General features: G+C 59.5%; 14 protein-coding genes. 5 read left to right on the top strand and 9 right to left on the bottom strand.

Going from position 1 to position 16065, the window contains the following annotated elements:
* Positions 1–4: 4 nt before the first annotated feature.
* From pdxJ to lptF, 8 genes are all read right to left on the bottom strand, one after another.
* Positions 5–748, bottom strand: coding sequence for a pyridoxine 5'-phosphate synthase (gene pdxJ / locus KGB23_RS02215; protein ID WP_150654752.1), 744 nt, complete (start codon positions 746–748; stop codon positions 5–7).
* A gap of 49 nt (positions 749–797) precedes the next feature.
* A complete protein-coding gene (gene recO / locus KGB23_RS02210; RefSeq protein ID WP_140677777.1) occupies positions 798–1481 on the bottom strand; it encodes a DNA repair protein RecO in 684 nt (227 codons plus the stop codon).
* Positions 1482–1643: 162 nt separating this feature from the next.
* A complete protein-coding gene (era, locus tag KGB23_RS02205; RefSeq protein WP_008151577.1) occupies positions 1644–2546 on the bottom strand; it encodes a GTPase Era in 903 nt (300 codons plus the stop codon).
* Positions 2539–3228: a ribonuclease III gene (gene rnc / locus KGB23_RS02200; protein ID WP_033053426.1), complete on the bottom strand. Its 690-nt coding sequence runs from the start codon at positions 3226–3228 to the stop codon at positions 2539–2541. The genes era and rnc overlap by 8 nt, the downstream gene beginning before the upstream one ends.
* 184 nt (positions 3229–3412) lie before the next feature.
* A complete protein-coding gene (gene lepB / locus KGB23_RS02195; protein WP_223429703.1) occupies positions 3413–4267 on the bottom strand; it encodes a signal peptidase I in 855 nt (284 codons plus the stop codon).
* A 5-nt stretch (positions 4268–4272) separates the two neighbouring features.
* The gene (gene lepA, locus KGB23_RS02190) at positions 4273–6072 is read right to left on the bottom strand and encodes a translation elongation factor 4 (RefSeq protein WP_008151572.1); all 1800 of its coding nucleotides are present in this window, start codon (positions 6070–6072) and stop codon (positions 4273–4275) included.
* 171 nt (positions 6073–6243) lie between these two features.
* Positions 6244–7305 carry an LPS export ABC transporter permease LptG gene (lptG, locus tag KGB23_RS02185; RefSeq protein ID WP_223429702.1) on the bottom strand — a complete coding sequence of 354 codons (1062 nt, stop codon included), beginning with the start codon at positions 7303–7305 and terminating at the stop codon, positions 6244–6246.
* Positions 7298–8416, bottom strand: coding sequence for an LPS export ABC transporter permease LptF (gene lptF, locus KGB23_RS02180; RefSeq protein WP_223429701.1), 1119 nt, complete (start codon positions 8414–8416; stop codon positions 7298–7300). Before lptF ends, lptG begins: the two co-directional genes overlap by 8 nt.
* 306 nt (positions 8417–8722) lie before the next feature.
* On the opposite strand from lptF, the gene KGB23_RS02175 reads away from it, so the two are divergent.
* From KGB23_RS02175 to rlmF, 5 genes are all read left to right on the top strand, one after another.
* A complete protein-coding gene (locus tag KGB23_RS02175; protein WP_223429700.1) occupies positions 8723–10213 on the top strand; it encodes a leucyl aminopeptidase in 1491 nt (496 codons plus the stop codon).
* Positions 10214–10273: 60 nt separating this feature from the next.
* On the top strand, positions 10274–10702 hold the full coding sequence (locus KGB23_RS02170) for a DNA polymerase III subunit chi (RefSeq protein ID WP_223429699.1): 429 nt from the start codon (positions 10274–10276) through the stop codon (positions 10700–10702).
* 8 nt (positions 10703–10710) lie between these two features.
* Entirely contained in the window at positions 10711–11106 is a 396-nt protein-coding gene (locus tag KGB23_RS02165) for a DNA polymerase III subunit chi (RefSeq protein WP_223429698.1), read from the top strand.
* A 266-nt stretch (positions 11107–11372) separates the two neighbouring features.
* Complete coding sequence (locus tag KGB23_RS02160) at positions 11373–14219, top strand: valine--tRNA ligase (RefSeq protein WP_201185831.1); 2847 nt, start codon at positions 11373–11375, stop codon at positions 14217–14219.
* A gap of 282 nt (positions 14220–14501) precedes the next feature.
* On the top strand, positions 14502–15524 hold the full coding sequence (rlmF, locus tag KGB23_RS02155; protein ID WP_056743581.1) for a 23S rRNA (adenine(1618)-N(6))-methyltransferase RlmF: 1023 nt from the start codon (positions 14502–14504) through the stop codon (positions 15522–15524).
* A gap of 208 nt (positions 15525–15732) precedes the next feature.
* Here the strand turns inward: rlmF and KGB23_RS02150 are convergent, their stop codons facing one another.
* On the bottom strand, positions 15733–16014 hold the full coding sequence (locus tag KGB23_RS02150; protein ID WP_007905514.1) for an HU family DNA-binding protein: 282 nt from the start codon (positions 16012–16014) through the stop codon (positions 15733–15735).
* Positions 16015–16065: the final 51 nt, after the last annotated feature.

Raw genomic sequence — 16065 nt, 5'->3', positions numbered from 1 at the left:
GGCTTTAGGCTTTTGCGGCGGCCAGGATCAGTGCTTTCATCTCCGACACCGCCGACTTGAACCCGACGAACAACGCATGAGCCACCAGCGCATGACCGATGTTCAGTTCGTTGATGCCCTTGATCGCCGCGACGGCTTCAACGTTGTGATAGTGCAGGCCGTGGCCAGCGTTGACGATCAAACCTTGAGCCAGACCAAACGCCACGCCATCCGCCACACGCTTGAGCTCTTCAGCCACATCGGTCGGCGTCTCGGCATCGGCATAACGACCGGTATGCAACTCAATAGCCGGCGCACCAACACGACGGGACGCTTCGATCTGCCGCTCGTCAGCGTCGATGAACAGCGACACTTCACAGCCGATTTTCGCCAGGCGATCCACCGCCGCCTTGATCCGTGCTTCTTGCCCCGCCACGTCCAGACCACCTTCGGTCGTCAGCTCCTGACGGGTTTCCGGCACCAGGCAAATGTGCGCCGGACGAATGCGTTCGGCGAACGCCATCATCTCTTCGGTGACGCCCATTTCGAAGTTCATGCGGGTTTGCAGCACATCCTTGAGTAGCAACACGTCGCGCTCCTGGATGTGCCGACGGTCTTCGCGCAGGTGCACGGTAATGCCGTCAGCGCCCGCCTCTTCCGCGTCCAGTGCTGCCTTGACCGGATCCGGATAGCGCGTGCCCCGGGCCTGACGCAGGGTGGCAACGTGGTCGATGTTCACGCCAAGAAGAATGCGATTGCTGGTGGTCACGGAAGCGCTCCTGAAAATGGAAAAGTTCGGCGCACAGCATACGGGGTGATCAGGGCTTGCGAAACAACTCGCGACTCACCAAGGGACGACCGCCCAGATGAACGGCCAGTGCCTGGCGCATCAAGCGCTTGGCTGCCGAGAGTGCGCCAGGGGCAGACCAATCTGCATCGGCCATCGCCAGCAGCTCGGTGCCATTGAACAGACCGGGTTGCAGCAGGTAGACCCGCTCGAGCCCCGCATCCACTTGCAGACGGTAGAGACCGTCCGGCGCGATGGGATCGCCATGGATATCGGTGGTCAGAGCGAAGCCGTAACCCAAGTCATCCAGCAGCCGCCATTCGAAGGATCGCAACAAAGGCTCCAGCGGACGACCTTCGGCAAGTGCGAGCAAGGTCGCGGCGTAGTGATCGAAGACGGCGGGATGGGGATCTTCGGAGGGCAGCAGACGGATCAATAACTCGTTGAGGTAGAGACCGCTGAACAGCGCTTCACCGTTGAGCCAGGTTGAAACACCGGCGCTTTCCATGCGACCGACATTCTTCAGCTCACCACGCCCACGGAACTCGACTTCCAGCGGCACGAACGGCCGTGCCAATGTCCCGGCCTTGCCCCGAGCACTGCGCAACACCGCTCGCAGCCGACCTTGCGGCGTGAGGAAATCCACCAGCGCGCTGTTTTCGCGGTAGGCGCGACTGTGGAGCACGAAGGCGGGTTGGCCGATGGGCTGGGACATAAAGCTCTCGATGAAGGATTGCAGTTTTTCAGACAACCCAAAACCAATGTGGGAGCGGGCTTGCTCGCGAAGGCGGTGTGACAGTCAACATCAATGCTGAATGTTACATCCTCTTCGCGAGCAAGCCCGCTCCCACAGTGGATCTATGTGCTGCCAGACGATTTACAGGTCGCCGTAACCCAGTGAACGCAAGGCGCGTTCATCGTCGGACCAGCCGCCTTTCACCTTGACCCAGAGGTTGAGCATGATCTTGGAGTCGAACAGCAACTCCATGTCCTTGCGCGCCTCGGTGCCGATGCGTTTGATCCGCTCGCCCTTGTCGCCAATGATGATTTTCTTCTGGCCGTCGCGCTCGACGAGGATCAAGGCATGAATGTGCAGGGTTTTGCCCTGCTGCTTGAACTCTTCGATTTCGACGGTGATCTGGTACGGCAGCTCGGCGCCCATCTGGCGCATGATTTTCTCGCGTACCAGTTCAGCGGCGAGGAAGCGGCTGCTGCGGTCGGTGATCTGGTCTTCCGGGAAGAAGTGATCGTTTTCCGGCAGGTAACCGGCAATCACGCGCTCCAGCGTTTCGAGGTTATGCCCGTGCTGGGCCGAGATCGGCATGATCTGCGCGTTCGGCAACTGTTCCTGCAACCAGGTCAGGTGCGGCATCAGCTCGGCTTTATCTTCGATGCGGTCAGTCTTGTTCAGCGCCACGATCAGCGGGCCGGTCACGTATTGAACGCGCTCGAGGACCATCTGGTCTTCGTCGGTCCACTTGGTGCGGTCAACCACGAAGATCACCACGTCGACGTCTTTCAACGCCGCCGAAGCGGTCTTGTTCATGTAGCGGTTCAGGGCTTTCTCGCCACCTTTGTGCATGCCGGGGGTGTCGACGTAGATCGCCTGCACGGCGCCTTCGGTCTTGATGCCGAGCATGTTGTGGCGAGTGGTCTGAGGCTTGCGCGAGGTAATCGCCAGCTTCTGACCGAGGATGTGGTTCAGCAGCGTGGACTTGCCCACGTTGGGACGGCCGACGATGGCGACATAGCCACAGCGAGTTGCAGTTGAATCAGTCATGGCCATTCTCCACGCCCAGGGCAATCAGTGCTGCAGCGGCCGCTACCTGTTCGGCAATACGACGGCTCACACCCTGACCTCGGCTTTTTTCGTTCAGTAAGGTGATTTCACATTCGACGAAGAACGTCCGGCAATGCGGCTCACCCTGGATATCCACCACTTCGTAACGCGGCAGTTCACAACCCCGCGACTGCAGGAACTCTTGCAGGCGGGTTTTTGGATCTTTGTTGGTGTCGACCAGCGTCAGGCCTTCGAACTCCCCGGCCAGCCAGGCCAGCACGCGTTCGCGTGCCATGTCCATGCCGGCGTCCAGGTAGATCGCGCCAATCAGCGCTTCAAGGGCATCGGCCAGAATCGACTCGCGACGGAAACCGCCGCTTTTCAATTCACCGGAACCCAGGCGCAGGTATTCGCCCAGATCGAAACCGCGGGCCAGTACGGCCAGGGTCTCGCCTTTCACCAGGCGTGCGCGCAAGCGCGACAACTGACCTTCGCGGGCCAGCGGGAAGCGATCGAACAGCGCCTCGCCAGCGACAAAGTTAAGGATGGCATCACCGAGGAATTCCAGGCGTTCGTTGTTACGCCCGGCAAAGCTGCGGTGAGTCAGGGCCAGGACCATCAGCTCCTGATCCTTGAAGGTGTAGCCGAGCTGACGCTCGAGACGGCTTAAGGAGACGCTCACGGTTTACCCACGCTGAGTTCGTGGTTGGGTTCCACCGCCATCGCCGTGATGCGGCGCAGGCTTGGGACAATTAACGCTGTGTTCAAAAATAACGTCCTGAATATCGTTGTTTTCATGCTTCTGTCGCCGATTATGCCGACTCCAGAAATGCATTCGGCGCTGTGTTCAACAGCGCCGTGTGTGATTACTTGATCAGGCCAACCCGCGAGAAATTCGGCAGGTGACTGAGTTTAGGTTCCGGCCAGCTCATCCAGACTGCGAAGGCCTTGCCGACGATATTCTTGTCGGGAACCATGCCCAGCAGATCCTTGGGAATGCTCGGATCATCCCAGTAGCGACTGTCGTTCGAGTTGTCGCGGTTGTCGCCCATCATGAAGTAGTGCCCGGCAGGCACGGTCCACGAATGGTCCGGCGTTGCGCGGTAACGGCTCATTTCCTTGCGGATCAGGTGCTCGGCGACGCCGAGTTTTTCCTTGTAGAGCTCAGCGCTGCCCAACGTGCCCGGCTCGGAGCCGACCAGTTGTTCGGCAATCGACTCACCGTTGACGAACAGACGCTTGTCGGCGGTGTAACGAATCTGGTCACCCGGCAGGCCCACCACACGTTTAATGTAGTTGACGTTCGGATCGCTCGGGTAGCGGAACACCATCACATCGCCGCGCTGTGGATCACCAACTTTGATGACTTTCTTGTCGATCACCGGCAAGCGGATCCCGTAAGAAAACTTGTTCACCAGAATGAAGTCGCCAACGTCCAGGGTCGGTTTCATCGAGCCGGAAGGAATCTGGAACGGTTCCACCAGGAACGAACGCAGTACCAGCACGATGAACAACACCGGGAAGAACGACTTGCCGTATTCGACCAGCAGCGGCTCTTTATTCAGTTTCTCGACCACCACCCCATCAGGCTGGCTGACGCTGCCCTGATAGGAGGTAATGGCGGCACGCCGACGCGGCGCCAGGAAAACCAGATCGAGCAACGCCAACAGGCCGCAGACGAACACGGCGATGACCAGCAACAGCGGGAAATTTAGTGACATAGGACCTAACTATCCAACCTGAGCACTGCAAGGAAGGCTTCTTGTGGAATTTCCACGTTACCGACTTGCTTCATGCGTTTCTTACCGGCCTTTTGCTTCTCAAGCAGTTTCTTCTTACGGCTAACGTCACCGCCGTAGCATTTGGCCAATACGTTCTTTCTGAGTGCCTTGACGGAGGTTCGCGCAATAATCTGCCCGCCAATGGCGGCCTGGATCGCGACGTCGAACATCTGACGTGGAATCAGTTCTTTCATCTTCTCGGTCAACTGGCGACCTTTGTAGTGCGCGTTATCCTTGTGCACGATCAACGCCAGGGCGTCGACCTTGTCACCGTTGATCAGCACATCCAGTTTCACCAGATTAGCCGATTGATAACGATCGAAATGGTAATCCAGCGAAGCATAACCACGGCTGGTGGATTTCAGACGGTCGAAGAAGTCCAGGACCACTTCGTTCATCGGCAAATCGTAGGTCACTTGAACCTGGGTACCGAGGAACAGCATGTCGTGCTGTACGCCACGCTTCTCGATGCACAGGGTAATGACGTTACCCAGGTGCTCTTGCGGCACAAGAATATTGGCCCGCACGATCGGCTCGCGCATGTCTTCGATCGAGGACAGGTCTGGCAGCTTCGAAGGGTTGTCGACGTAAATCGTTTCACCGGTTTTCAGCAGCAGCTCGAAAATTACCGTCGGCGCCGTGGTGATCAGGTCCAGGTCGTACTCGCGCTCCAGGCGCTCCTGGATGATTTCCATGTGCAGCATGCCGAGGAACCCGCAACGGAAGCCGAAGCCCAGGGCATCGGAGCTTTCCGGGGTGTATTGCAGGGACGAGTCGTTGAGCGTGAGCTTTTGCAAGGCTTCACGGAAATCTTCGAAATCGTCGGAGCTGACCGGGAACAGGCCGGCGTACACCTGCGGCTGAATGCGTTTGAAGCCTGGCAGCACGTCGACGTCCGGCGTGGAGCTCAAGGTCAGGGTGTCACCGACCGGTGCACCGTGAATGTCCTTGATGCCGGCGATGATGAAGCCCACTTCGCCGGCCTTCAGGTCAACGGTGGCGGTGTGTTTCGGGTTGAAGACACCGACGCTGTCCACCAGGTGGATCTTGCCGGTGGACTTGACCAGGATCTTGTCGCCCTTCTTCACACGACCGTGGCGCACGCGAACCAGGGAAACAACGCCCAGGTAGTTGTCGAACCAGGAGTCGATGATCAACGCTTGCAGCGGATCTTCATAGTTGCCGGTCGGCGCAGGAATGGTCTTGACCAGACGCTCCAGCACTTCGTCGACGCCCAGACCGGTCTTGGCACTGCACTCGACCGCATCGGTGGCATCGATGCCGATGATTTTTTCGATTTCTTCTTTCACGCGGTCCGGGTCGGCCTGAGGCAGGTCGATCTTGTTCAGGACCGGCATCACTTCCAGGCCCTGCTCAATCGCGGTGTAGCAGTTGGCTACCGACTGCGCTTCAACGCCCTGACCGGCATCGACCACCAGCAACGCGCCTTCACAGGCCGCCAGTGACCGGCTGACTTCGTAGGTGAAGTCAACGTGGCCCGGGGTGTCAATGAAGTTCAGCTGGTACTTGATGCCATCGCGAGCGGTGTAATACAGGGTGACGCTGTGGGCCTTGATGGTGATCCCGCGTTCACGTTCCAGGTCCATGGAGTCCAGAACCTGGGCTTCCATTTCGCGCTCGGCAAGGCCGCCACACATCTGGATGAAGCGATCGGCCAGCGTCGACTTGCCATGGTCAATGTGGGCGATGATGGAGAAATTGCGGATATGACTCAAATCACTCACGGATCAACACTCAAAAAGGCTGCAGGCATAGCCCGCCGAAAAATAGCCGGGAATTGTACCTGATCCACGGCGCAAGCGTCACGTTCGCAGGTCAGACGGCGCCTACAAAAACGCCCCGGTCTTGCGACAGGGGCGTTTTGAGTGACCTGCAAGGTCAGGAGAAACCCTTGATCAACCGGCCCGGCGCAACAACCAGACCCCGGCCAAGGCACAAACACCCGCCGGAACAAGCACCGCAAACAGTGGCGAGAAACCGAAGACCTGGCTCGAAGGACCGAGTAAATCCTGAACGATACGGAAGGTGAAACCCACCAGCACGCCGGTGAATACTCGCTGACCGAGGGTCACCGAGCGCAATGGACCGAAGATGAAGGAAATCGCCATCAGTACCAGAGCGGCGGTGACCAGCGGTTGCAACACCTTGACCCAAAATGCCAGCCAATAACGACCATTGCTCAGGCCCTGGTCAGCCAGGTAGTGGATGTAACCCCACAGACCGCTAATCGACAGCGTGTCAGGCGACATGACCACCGTACTCAACAGCTGCGGACTCAAGGCGACATTCCAGCGCTCGACCGGGGCGGTGACCACTTCGGTGCTCTTCTCATGGAACAGCGTGGTGGTGACGTCGCTCAACTGCCAGTGATCCTGATCGAACTTCGCCCGTTTGGCGAAGCTGGAAGACAGCATATGACGCTCATTGTCAAAACGATAACGGGTGACGCCGTACAGCAGACCGTCGGGTTGTACCGAGTTGACGTGAATGAACTCATCACCCTGGCGATGCCACAAACCATGCTTGGCGCTCTGCGCATCGCCGCCGCCCTGAGCCAGGGAGCGATTGGCCTGAGCGGTGACTTCGGTGGCCGGCGCGACGTACTCGCCGATCAGCACACCCACCACCATCAGGATCAGCATTGGCTTCATGACCGCCCAGACGATTCGCCCGATCGACACGCCCGCAGCGCGCATGATGGTCAGCTCGCTGTGACTGGCCAGACTGCCGAGGCCGATCAGGCAACCGATCAGTGCCGCCATCGGCAACATGTCGTAAAGACGACGCGGCGCGGTCAGCAGGACATAACTCAACACGTCGACCAGGGTGTAGGTATCGCTGACCTCACTCATTTCATCGATGAACGCGAACAGCGTTGCCAGACCGAGAATGATCCCCAGTACCGCCAGAATGGCCACGAACACGCTGCTACCAATGTACCGATCGAGCTTATCCACGAGCCACCTCCAGTGCGCTACGGCGACTCGCCAGCTTCAACTGAAAGGATTCCCAATAGAGCAAGCCCAGGCCGATGGCCAGGAAGATTGCATGCACCCACCACAACCCCAGAGCTGGCGGGATTTTGCCCTTTTCAAGGGCGCCGCGGGCGGCAATCAGGATGGACAGGTAAGCCATATATAGAAGAATCGCCGGCAGCAGCTTGAGGAAACGGCCCTGACGCGGATTGACCCGCGACAGCGGCACCGCCATCAGGGTCACGATGAAGACCAGCAACGGCAGGGATAGACGCCATTGCAGTTCGGTGCGGGAGCGAATGTCATCACTGCCGATCAGGAAACTGGTGGTCATCGCGTCACGGTCGGTCACTTCGTCGCTGACGTCCGGCTTGGGCAGCAATACGCCGTACTCCTCGTACTTGATCGCCCGGTAGTCGGCCTGACCCGGATTGCCGTCATAGCGATAGCCGTTGTCGAGAATCAGGTAACGGTTACCGTCGGGGCGAATTTCCTGACGGCCCTTCTCGGCCACCAGCACGGAGATCCCGCGATCCTTTTCATCAGACGATACGTTCTTTTGCGAAATGAATACGCCGCCGAGGTTGATGCGGTCATCCGACAGCGTTTCGGTGTAGGTCACCCGCGTTCCGTCACGCAGTGCCTGGAAACGACCCGGCTCGAGGGTGTCGAACTCGGTCAGGGCATCCTGCTTGTTCAACAGCAACTGGAACTGATTGGCACCTTGCGGCGCCAGGCTCAGGCTCAGCCATGCCACCACCAGTGCGACCAGGGTGGCTGGAAAAAGGGTCATGGCAAACAGACGCTGCTGGCTCATGCCGGTGGCAGACAGCACGGTCATTTCGCTTTCAAGGTACAGGCGACCGTAGGACAGCAGGATTCCTAGAAACAGGCCCAAAGGCAAAATCAACTGCAGGAAGCCCGGCAGACGGAAGCCCATGATCAGGAATAGCGAGCCCGGATCCAGGAGGCCAGAGGCCGCCTGGGCGAGGTATTTGATGAAGCGACCGCTCATGATGATGACCAGCAGCACGGCGCTGACGGCGCTCAAGGTCAACAGGACTTCGCGGGATAGATAACGGAAGACGATCAAACCAGACACTCCAGGGTTGTCAGGCTAAGGCGGCCAAACAAGCAAACGTATCAGACAGCCCGCAGGGCAGAGCCGCCGAAAAAGATGGCGCATTATCCTGTGATTGGGTGCGCCTGTCACTGCGCATGCTCAAGCAGGCGGGTAAAGCGCTGAAGATCGTACGACCGAGGGTTGTCAGGCTCAGGGCACGAGGTTCAAACTGCGGCCTTTGTCGCGGGCCGTGACCTGCGTCTTTCTATCTATAAGCAAGTTCGAACGCAAGCCGTCGAACACTTGCGTGTTGACCATTAATTCAGGGACCCGGACATGGAACTGGTTGTAAAAAGCGTTAGCCCAGAAACGTTGAAAACCGCCACTCTGGTAGTCGCCGTCGGCGAAGGCCGCAAGCTCGGCGCCGTCGCCAAACAACTCGACGAACTGAGCGGTGGCGCCATCAGCGCTGTGCTCAAGCGCGGCGACCTGGCTGGCAAAGTCGGTCAGAGCCTGTTGCTGCACAGCCTGCCGAACCTCAAGGCCGAGCGCGTGCTGCTGGTCGGCGTGGGCAAGGACGAAGAGCTGGGCGACCGCCCGTTCCGCAAAATCATCGCCGGCATCCTCAATACCCTTAAAGGCCTGGGCGGCAGCGATGCAGTGCTGGCCCTGGACGAAGTCGTGGTCAAAGGCCGCGACAGCTACGGCAAGACCCGCCTGCTGGCCGAAACCCTGGTGGACGGCGAATACACGTTCGACCAGTTCAAAAGCCAGAAAGCCGAGCCTCGCGCCCTGAAGAAAGTCACCCTGGTGACCATCAAGGCTGCCCAGGCTGAAGTCGAGCGCGCCGTGGCCCACGCCACCGCCATCGCCAACGGCATGGCGTTTACCCGCGACCTGGGTAACCTGCCGCCGAACATCTGCCACCCGACGTTCCTCGGTGAGCAAGCGAAGAACCTGGGCAAAGAATTCAAGAGCCTGAAAGTCGAAGTCCTTGATGAGAAGAAGATCAAGGACCTGGGCATGGGCTCGTTCTACGCCGTCGGCCAGGGCAGCGCCCAGCCGCCGCGTCTGATCGTCATGCAATACAACGGCGGCAAGAAATCCGAGAAGCCGTATGCACTGGTCGGCAAAGGCATCACCTTTGACACGGGTGGCATCAGCCTGAAACCGGGCGCCGGCATGGATGAAATGAAATACGACATGGGCGGCGCTGCCAGCGTATTCGGCACCCTGCGTGCCGTGCTCGAATTGAAACTGCCGATCAACCTGGTGTGCATCCTGGCCTGCGCCGAGAACATGCCGAGCGGCAATGCTTCGCGTCCTGGCGACATCGTCACCACCATGAGCGGCCAGACCGTGGAAATCCTCAACACCGACGCCGAAGGCCGTCTGGTGCTGTGCGACGCCCTGACCTACTCCGAGCGCTTTAAGCCGCAAGCGGTAATCGACATCGCTACCCTGACCGGCGCTTGCGTCGTTGCTCTGGGCTCCCACACGTCGGGCCTGCTGGGCAACAACGACGAACTGATCGGCCAACTGCTGAGCGCCGGCCAATCGGCTGACGATCGCGCCTGGCAACTGCCGCTGTTCGATGAGTACCAGGAACAGCTGGACAGCCCGTTCGCCGACATCGCCAACATTGGCGGCCCGAAAGCCGGCACCATCACCGCTGCCTGCTTCCTGTCGCGCTTCACCAAGAACCTCAACTGGGCGCATCTGGACATCGCCGGCACGGCCTGGACCAGCGGCGGCAAGGACAAGGGCGCCACTGGCCGCCCGGTTCCATTGCTGACCCAATACCTGCTGGACCGCGCCAAAGCCTGAAACCGATGACCTTGGGCGACGTCACTTTCGGGGGACGCCACCCAAGGCTCAGGAACCGCAATGACCAAAGTCGACTTCTATATCCTGCCCAGCGCCGATCCTTCGGCACGGCTGGACTTTGCCTGCAAGCTCACCGAAAAAGCCTGGCGCATGGGCCACCGCATCTACCTGCATTGCAGCGATGCAGCCCAACGCGACGATCTCGATGCGCGCCTGTGGGCCTTCAAGGGCGAAAGCTTTGTGCCTCACGGCCCCGCTGAAAATGAGCCGGACGGTTTGATTGTGTTGGGTCTTGGCGATGACTGCGGCCCGCATCAGGATCTGTTGGTCAATCTCACCCTGAAAGTCCCGGCATTCGCCAAAAAGTTCGCCCGCGTGGCGGAAGTGGTGGTGGAAGATCCGACGATTCGTACGGCTGCGCGGGAGAGTTTCCGTTTCTACCGCGAACAGGGCTATCCTCTGCAAGATCACCGTTTACAGCGACTCTGAGCATTCCGATGGACACTCCAAAACCGCAGCAAAAGTCCGCGCACCTGCTGGATGACCTTGAGTCGATCCGCCAACTGCTCGGCGATGACAACCTGCAACCGCCCTTGCTCACCGACACGGTCGAGGAAGGTGATCAGGAACAGATTCCGATGCTGTTCGATACAGTCGGCGCCAGCCCGCCCATTCTCGAACCGTCGCCACCCGCCCCTGCTGCCCCTGCTACCCAACCGGCACCCGCCGCCAGCAAAGGCCCCGACGACCTGCTGCACCTGGATGACGAACTGCGCGCCGCCGCGCAATTGATCATGCAAGACGTGATCGACGACTTCGCCCCGCACATCGAAACCGAAATCAAACGCCGCCTGGCCGCGCGGATGGAACGGTTGTTGAGCCAGTACGAGTAACCCCGAGCCCGGCGGACTACTGTGGCGAGGGAGCTTGCTCCCGCTCGGTTGCGCAGCAGCCGCAAAGCCGGAACACGCGGCGTCCCTGACAAACCGAACTTGCTGATGTCGGGGCCGCTTCGCACCCCAGCGGGAGCAAGCTCCCTCGCCACAGGTTCATTCCACAGTTTGATTTGCGCCCTGTCCGCCCCTGCTCGCCCTACGCCCCATGCCCCGCTATACTTGCCGGCTTTTCCTGAATAAATGCCAATAGGGTCCCGCCGCGCATGGATAAGACCTACCAGCCGCACGCCATTGAAACTTCCTGGTACAACACCTGGGAGTCAGAGAATTACTTCGCCCCGCAAGGCGCGGGCGAGTCCTACACCATCATGATCCCGCCGCCGAACGTCACCGGCAGCCTGCACATGGGTCACGGCTTCAACAACGCGATCATGGACGCCCTGATCCGTTTCCGCCGCATGCAAGGTCGTAACACCCTGTGGCAGCCGGGTACCGACCACGCCGGTATCGCCACGCAAATGCTGGTGGAGCGTCAACTCGAAGCCCAGGGCCAGAATCGTCACGATCTGGGCCGTGAGAAATTCCTCGAGAAAGTCTGGGAATGGAAGGATCAGTCCGGCGGCAACATCAGCCGTCAAATCCGCCGTCTCGGCTCGTCCGTGGACTGGGGCCGCGAGCGCTTCACCATGGACGACGGCCTCTCGGAAGCCGTTAAAGAAGCCTTTGTGCGCCTGCACGAAGACGGCCTGATCTACCGCGGCAAGCGCCTGGTCAACTGGGACACCAAGTTGCACACGGCGATTTCCGATCTCGAAGTGGAAAACCACGACGAGAAAGGTTTCCTGTGGAATCTGAAATACCCGCTGGCCGACGGCGCCAAGACCGCTGAAGGCAACGATTACCTGATCGTGGCGACCACTCGCCCGGAAACCATGCTCGGCGACGCCGCCGTAGCGGTTAACCCGAACGATGAACGCTACCAGGCCCTGATCGGAAAATTCGTCGAGCTGCCGCTGGTCGGCCGCCGTATCCCGATCATCGCCGACGATTACTGCGACCCTGAATTCGGCACCGGCTGCGTGAAAATCACCCCGGCCCACGATTTCAACGACTACGAAGTCGGCAAGCGCCACAACCTGCCGCTGCTGAACATCTTTGACAAGAACGCTGCCGTATTGCCGGCCTGTCAGGTGTTCAACCTCGACGGCACGCTCAACGAAAGCATCGACGGCAAGATCCCGGCCGAATACGCCGGCCTTGACCGCTTCGAAGCGCGCAAACAGATCGTTGCTGCATTCGATGCTGCCGGCCTGTTGGTCAGCGTCAACGACCACGCGCTGAAAGTGCCGAAAGGCGACCGCTCCGGCACCATCATCGAGCCGTGGTTGACCGACCAGTGGTACGTGTCGACCAAGCCATTGGCTGAACCAGCCATCGCTGCCGTTGAAGACGGCCGCATCGCGTTCGTGCCGAAACAGTACGAAAACATGTACTTCTCGTGGATGCGCGACATCCAGGACTGGTGCATCAGCCGTCAGCTGTGGTGGGGCCACCGGATTCCGGCCTGGTACGACGAGTCGGGCAAGGTCTATGTCGGTCGCGACGAAGCCGAAGTACGCGCCAAGCACAACCTCGGCCCGGACGTTGCGCTGCAACAGGACAACGACGTTCTCGACACCTGGTTCAGTTCGGGCCTGTGGACCTTCTCCACGCTCGGCTGGCCTGAGCAGACCGAATTCCTGAAGAAATTCCACTCCACCGACGTGCTGGTGACTGGCTTCGACATCATTTTCTTCTGGGTTGCCCGGATGATCATGCTCACCATGCACTTGGTGAAGAACGAAGACGGCACGCCGCAGGTTCCGTTCAAGACCGTTTATGTTCATGGCCTGGTGCGAGATGGCCAGGGCCAGAAGATGTCCAAATCCAAGGGCAACGTCCTGGACCCGCTGGACATCATCGACGGCATCGAGCTCGAAGACCTGGTGCAGAAACGCACCTCGGGCATGATGCAGCCGAAACTGGCGAAGAAGATCGAGAAGCAGACCCGCGACGAGTTCGCCGACGGCATTGCCAGCTACGGCACCGACGCCCTGCGTTTCACCTTCTGCTCGCTGGCGTCCACCGGTCGCGACATCAAGTTCGACATGGGCCGCGTCGAGGGCTACCGCAACTTCTGCAACAAGATCTGGAACGCCGCGCGCTACGTGCTGGACAAGGGCGAAGACTGCGGTCAGAACGGCGAAGCTTACGAGCTGTCGCTGGCGGATCGCTGGATCATTTCGCAACTGCAACGCACCGAAGCCGAAGTGACCCGTCAACTCGATCAGTTCCGTTTCGACCTGGCCGCACAAGCCTTGTACGAGTTCATCTGGAACCAGTATTGCGACTGGTACCTGGAGCTCTCCAAGCCTGTGCTGTGGGACGAAAATGCGCCGGTCGAACGTCAGCGCGGCACCCGCCGCACGCTGGTTCGGGTATTGGAAGTCGCGCTACGTCTGGCACATCCGTTCATGCCGTTCATCACCGAAGAAATCTGGCAGCGCATCGCGCCGCTGGCCGGTATCGAAGGCAAGACGATCATGCTGCAACCGTGGCCAGTGGCCAATGAAGAGCGCATCGATCCGGCCGCCGAAAACGATATCGAATGGCTCAAGGGCCTGATGCTCGGCACGCGTAACATCCGTGGCGAAATGAACATCGGTCCAGGCAAGCCGCTGAACCTGTTCCTGAAAAACGTCAGCGCCGAAGATCAGCGTCGCCTGACCGAGAACGAAGCCCTGCTGAAGAAGCTGGCTCGCCTCGAATCGATCACGGTGTTGGCTGCCGGCGAAGAAGCACCGCTGTCTGCCACCGCACTGGTCGGCGAGATGGAAGTGCTGGTGCCGATGGCCGGTCTGATCGACAAAGATGCTGAGTTGGCGCGTCTGGACAAGGAAATCCTGCGTCTGCAGGGCGAAGTTCAGCGCGTGGGCGGCAAGCTGTCCAACGCCGGTTTCGTCGACAAGGCCCCGGCCGAAGTCATCGAGAAGGAACGCGCCAAACTGGCTGAAGCTGAACAGGCTTTGGGCAAATTGGCCGAGCAGCATGCGCGGATTGCCAGCCTGTAACGGCACATCGCAATGAAAGAGGGAGGCCCGAAACGGCCTCCCTTTTTTGTGCCCGACGCTTTATCCCAAACACCTCAAACCTAATGTGGGAGCGGCGGTGCGACGATTCGACTTGCTCGCGAAAGCGGAATGTCAGCCTATATCCATGCTGAATGTTAAACCGCCTTCGCGAGCAAGCCCGCTCCCACATTGGCCCCTCATCGATCATCAGATCGCAGGCAACACCGATCAAGTGTGGGACAATACCCACCACTTTTAGCCATACCCGAATCGACAACGCCCATGAACGCCCCCCGCACACCAAGACCTGCGCGCAAAAAGCCTGATTCCGCGACCCCGGCCAAAGCCGTGGAGCCCCGCGAGAAGGCCAGCCTTCACCCGCGCAACCGCCATCAGGGTCGTTACGACTTCCCGGCGCTGATCAAAACCACGCCGGAACTGGCGAAGTTCGTGATCATCAATCCGTACGGCAAGGAAAGTATCGACTTCGCCAGCCCGGACGCCGTGCGGGTGTTCAACCGTGCGTTGCTCAAGTCGTTCTACGGCGTCGCCCATTGGGACATCCCGGCCGACTACCTCTGCCCACCGGTTCCGGGCCGTGCCGACTACGTGCACTTCCTGGCCGACTTATTGGCCAGCGTCAACGACGGCGAGATCCCGCGCGGCGCGCCGGTCAAGGTGCTCGATATCGGCATGGGCGCCAACTGCGTTTATCCGTTGATCGGCTACAGCGACTACCGCTGGCACTTTCTCGGCTCGGAAATCGACCCGACGGCCGTGGCCGCCGCCAAAGCCATCGTGCAGTCCAACGGGCTGAACAAAGCCATCCAGTTGCGCCAACAAAGCAATCCCAAGCACATTCTGCTGGGCCTGCTCGAACCCGGCGAACGCTTTGACCTGACCATGTGCAACCCGCCGTTCCACGCATCGATGGACGAAGCGACCAAGGGCAGCGAGCGTAAATGGCGCGCCCTGGGCCGCGCCGATCCAAAACGCAAACTGCCAGTGCTGAACTTTGGCGGTCAATCGGCAGAATTGTGGTGTGAAGGTGGCGAAGCACGGTTTGTGACGCAACTGATCGCCGAGAGCGCACATTTCCAACACAAAGTGCTTTGGTTCAGCACCCTGGTCTCGAAAGCCTCAAACCTGCCGGCGATTCAGACGGCCCTGAAAAAGGCCGGTGTATTGGAAAGCCAGGTCGTGGAAATGTCTCAGGGGCAGAAGCAAAGCCGCTTCGTCGCCTGGACCTTCCAGACCAAGTCCGAGCAGCAGGTCTGGCGCGAACGCTGGGCTCGCAAGAGCTGAGTAACTGACCGACACAGATCAAAATGTGGGAGCGGGCTTGCTCGCGAATGCGGTGTGTCAGTCGACTTAAATGGTGACTGATACACCGCATTCGCGAGCAAGCCCGCTCCCACATTGGTTTAGAGGTGTTTTCAGGACAGTCGCTGAATCGCAGACACAAAAAAGCCGTGCCCGGATCACTCCGGAGCACGGCTTTTTTTACTGCGTCTTACTTGTTAACAGCGTCGGTCAGGCCTTTGGCCACAACCAGCTTGATAACTTTCTTGGCAGCGATTTCGATGGCAGCGCCAGTCGAAGGGTTGCGGCCGGTACGGGCAGGACGCTCAGTCACTTTCAGCTTGCCGATACCTGGCAGGGTGATTTCGCCGCCGTTTTCCAGCTGATCAGCAACGATTTGGCCCAGTTGGTCCAGAGCGTTACGCGCGGTGGTTTTTGGCGCGTCGATAGCTTCAGCGATGTCGGCGATCAGTTGGTCTTTAGTAAGAGCCATGTAATGTTCCTTCCCTATCAAATTCATATGGATTGCAGAGTGCAGTGTCAG

This window comes from Pseudomonas sp. GL-B-26 (assembly GCF_019947405.1).
Classification (GTDB): domain Bacteria; phylum Pseudomonadota; class Gammaproteobacteria; order Pseudomonadales; family Pseudomonadaceae; genus Aquipseudomonas.
Note: the sequence above shows the minus strand (reverse complement) of the source record. Positions and strands in the feature narration are given on the sequence as shown.

Excerpts from the sequence above, each read along its gene's own strand:
- recO (WP_140677777.1), bottom strand. The coding sequence starts at position 1,481 with ATGTCCCAGCCCATCGGCCAACCCGCCTTCGTGCTCCACAGTCGCGCC.
- era (WP_008151577.1), bottom strand. The coding sequence starts at position 2,546 with ATGACTGATTCAACTGCAACTCGCTGTGGCTATGTCGCCATCGTCGGC.
- lepB (WP_223429703.1), bottom strand. The coding sequence starts at position 4,267 with ATGTCACTAAATTTCCCGCTGTTGCTGGTCATCGCCGTGTTCGTCTGC.
- KGB23_RS02175 (WP_223429700.1), top strand. The coding sequence starts at position 8,723 with ATGGAACTGGTTGTAAAAAGCGTTAGCCCAGAAACGTTGAAAACCGCC.
- KGB23_RS02170 (WP_223429699.1), top strand. The coding sequence starts at position 10,274 with ATGACCAAAGTCGACTTCTATATCCTGCCCAGCGCCGATCCTTCGGCA.
- KGB23_RS02165 (WP_223429698.1), top strand. The coding sequence starts at position 10,711 with ATGGACACTCCAAAACCGCAGCAAAAGTCCGCGCACCTGCTGGATGAC.
- KGB23_RS02160 (WP_201185831.1), top strand. The coding sequence starts at position 11,373 with ATGGATAAGACCTACCAGCCGCACGCCATTGAAACTTCCTGGTACAAC.
- rlmF (WP_056743581.1), top strand. The coding sequence starts at position 14,502 with ATGAACGCCCCCCGCACACCAAGACCTGCGCGCAAAAAGCCTGATTCC.
- KGB23_RS02150 (WP_007905514.1), bottom strand. The coding sequence starts at position 16,014 with ATGGCTCTTACTAAAGACCAACTGATCGCCGACATCGCTGAAGCTATC.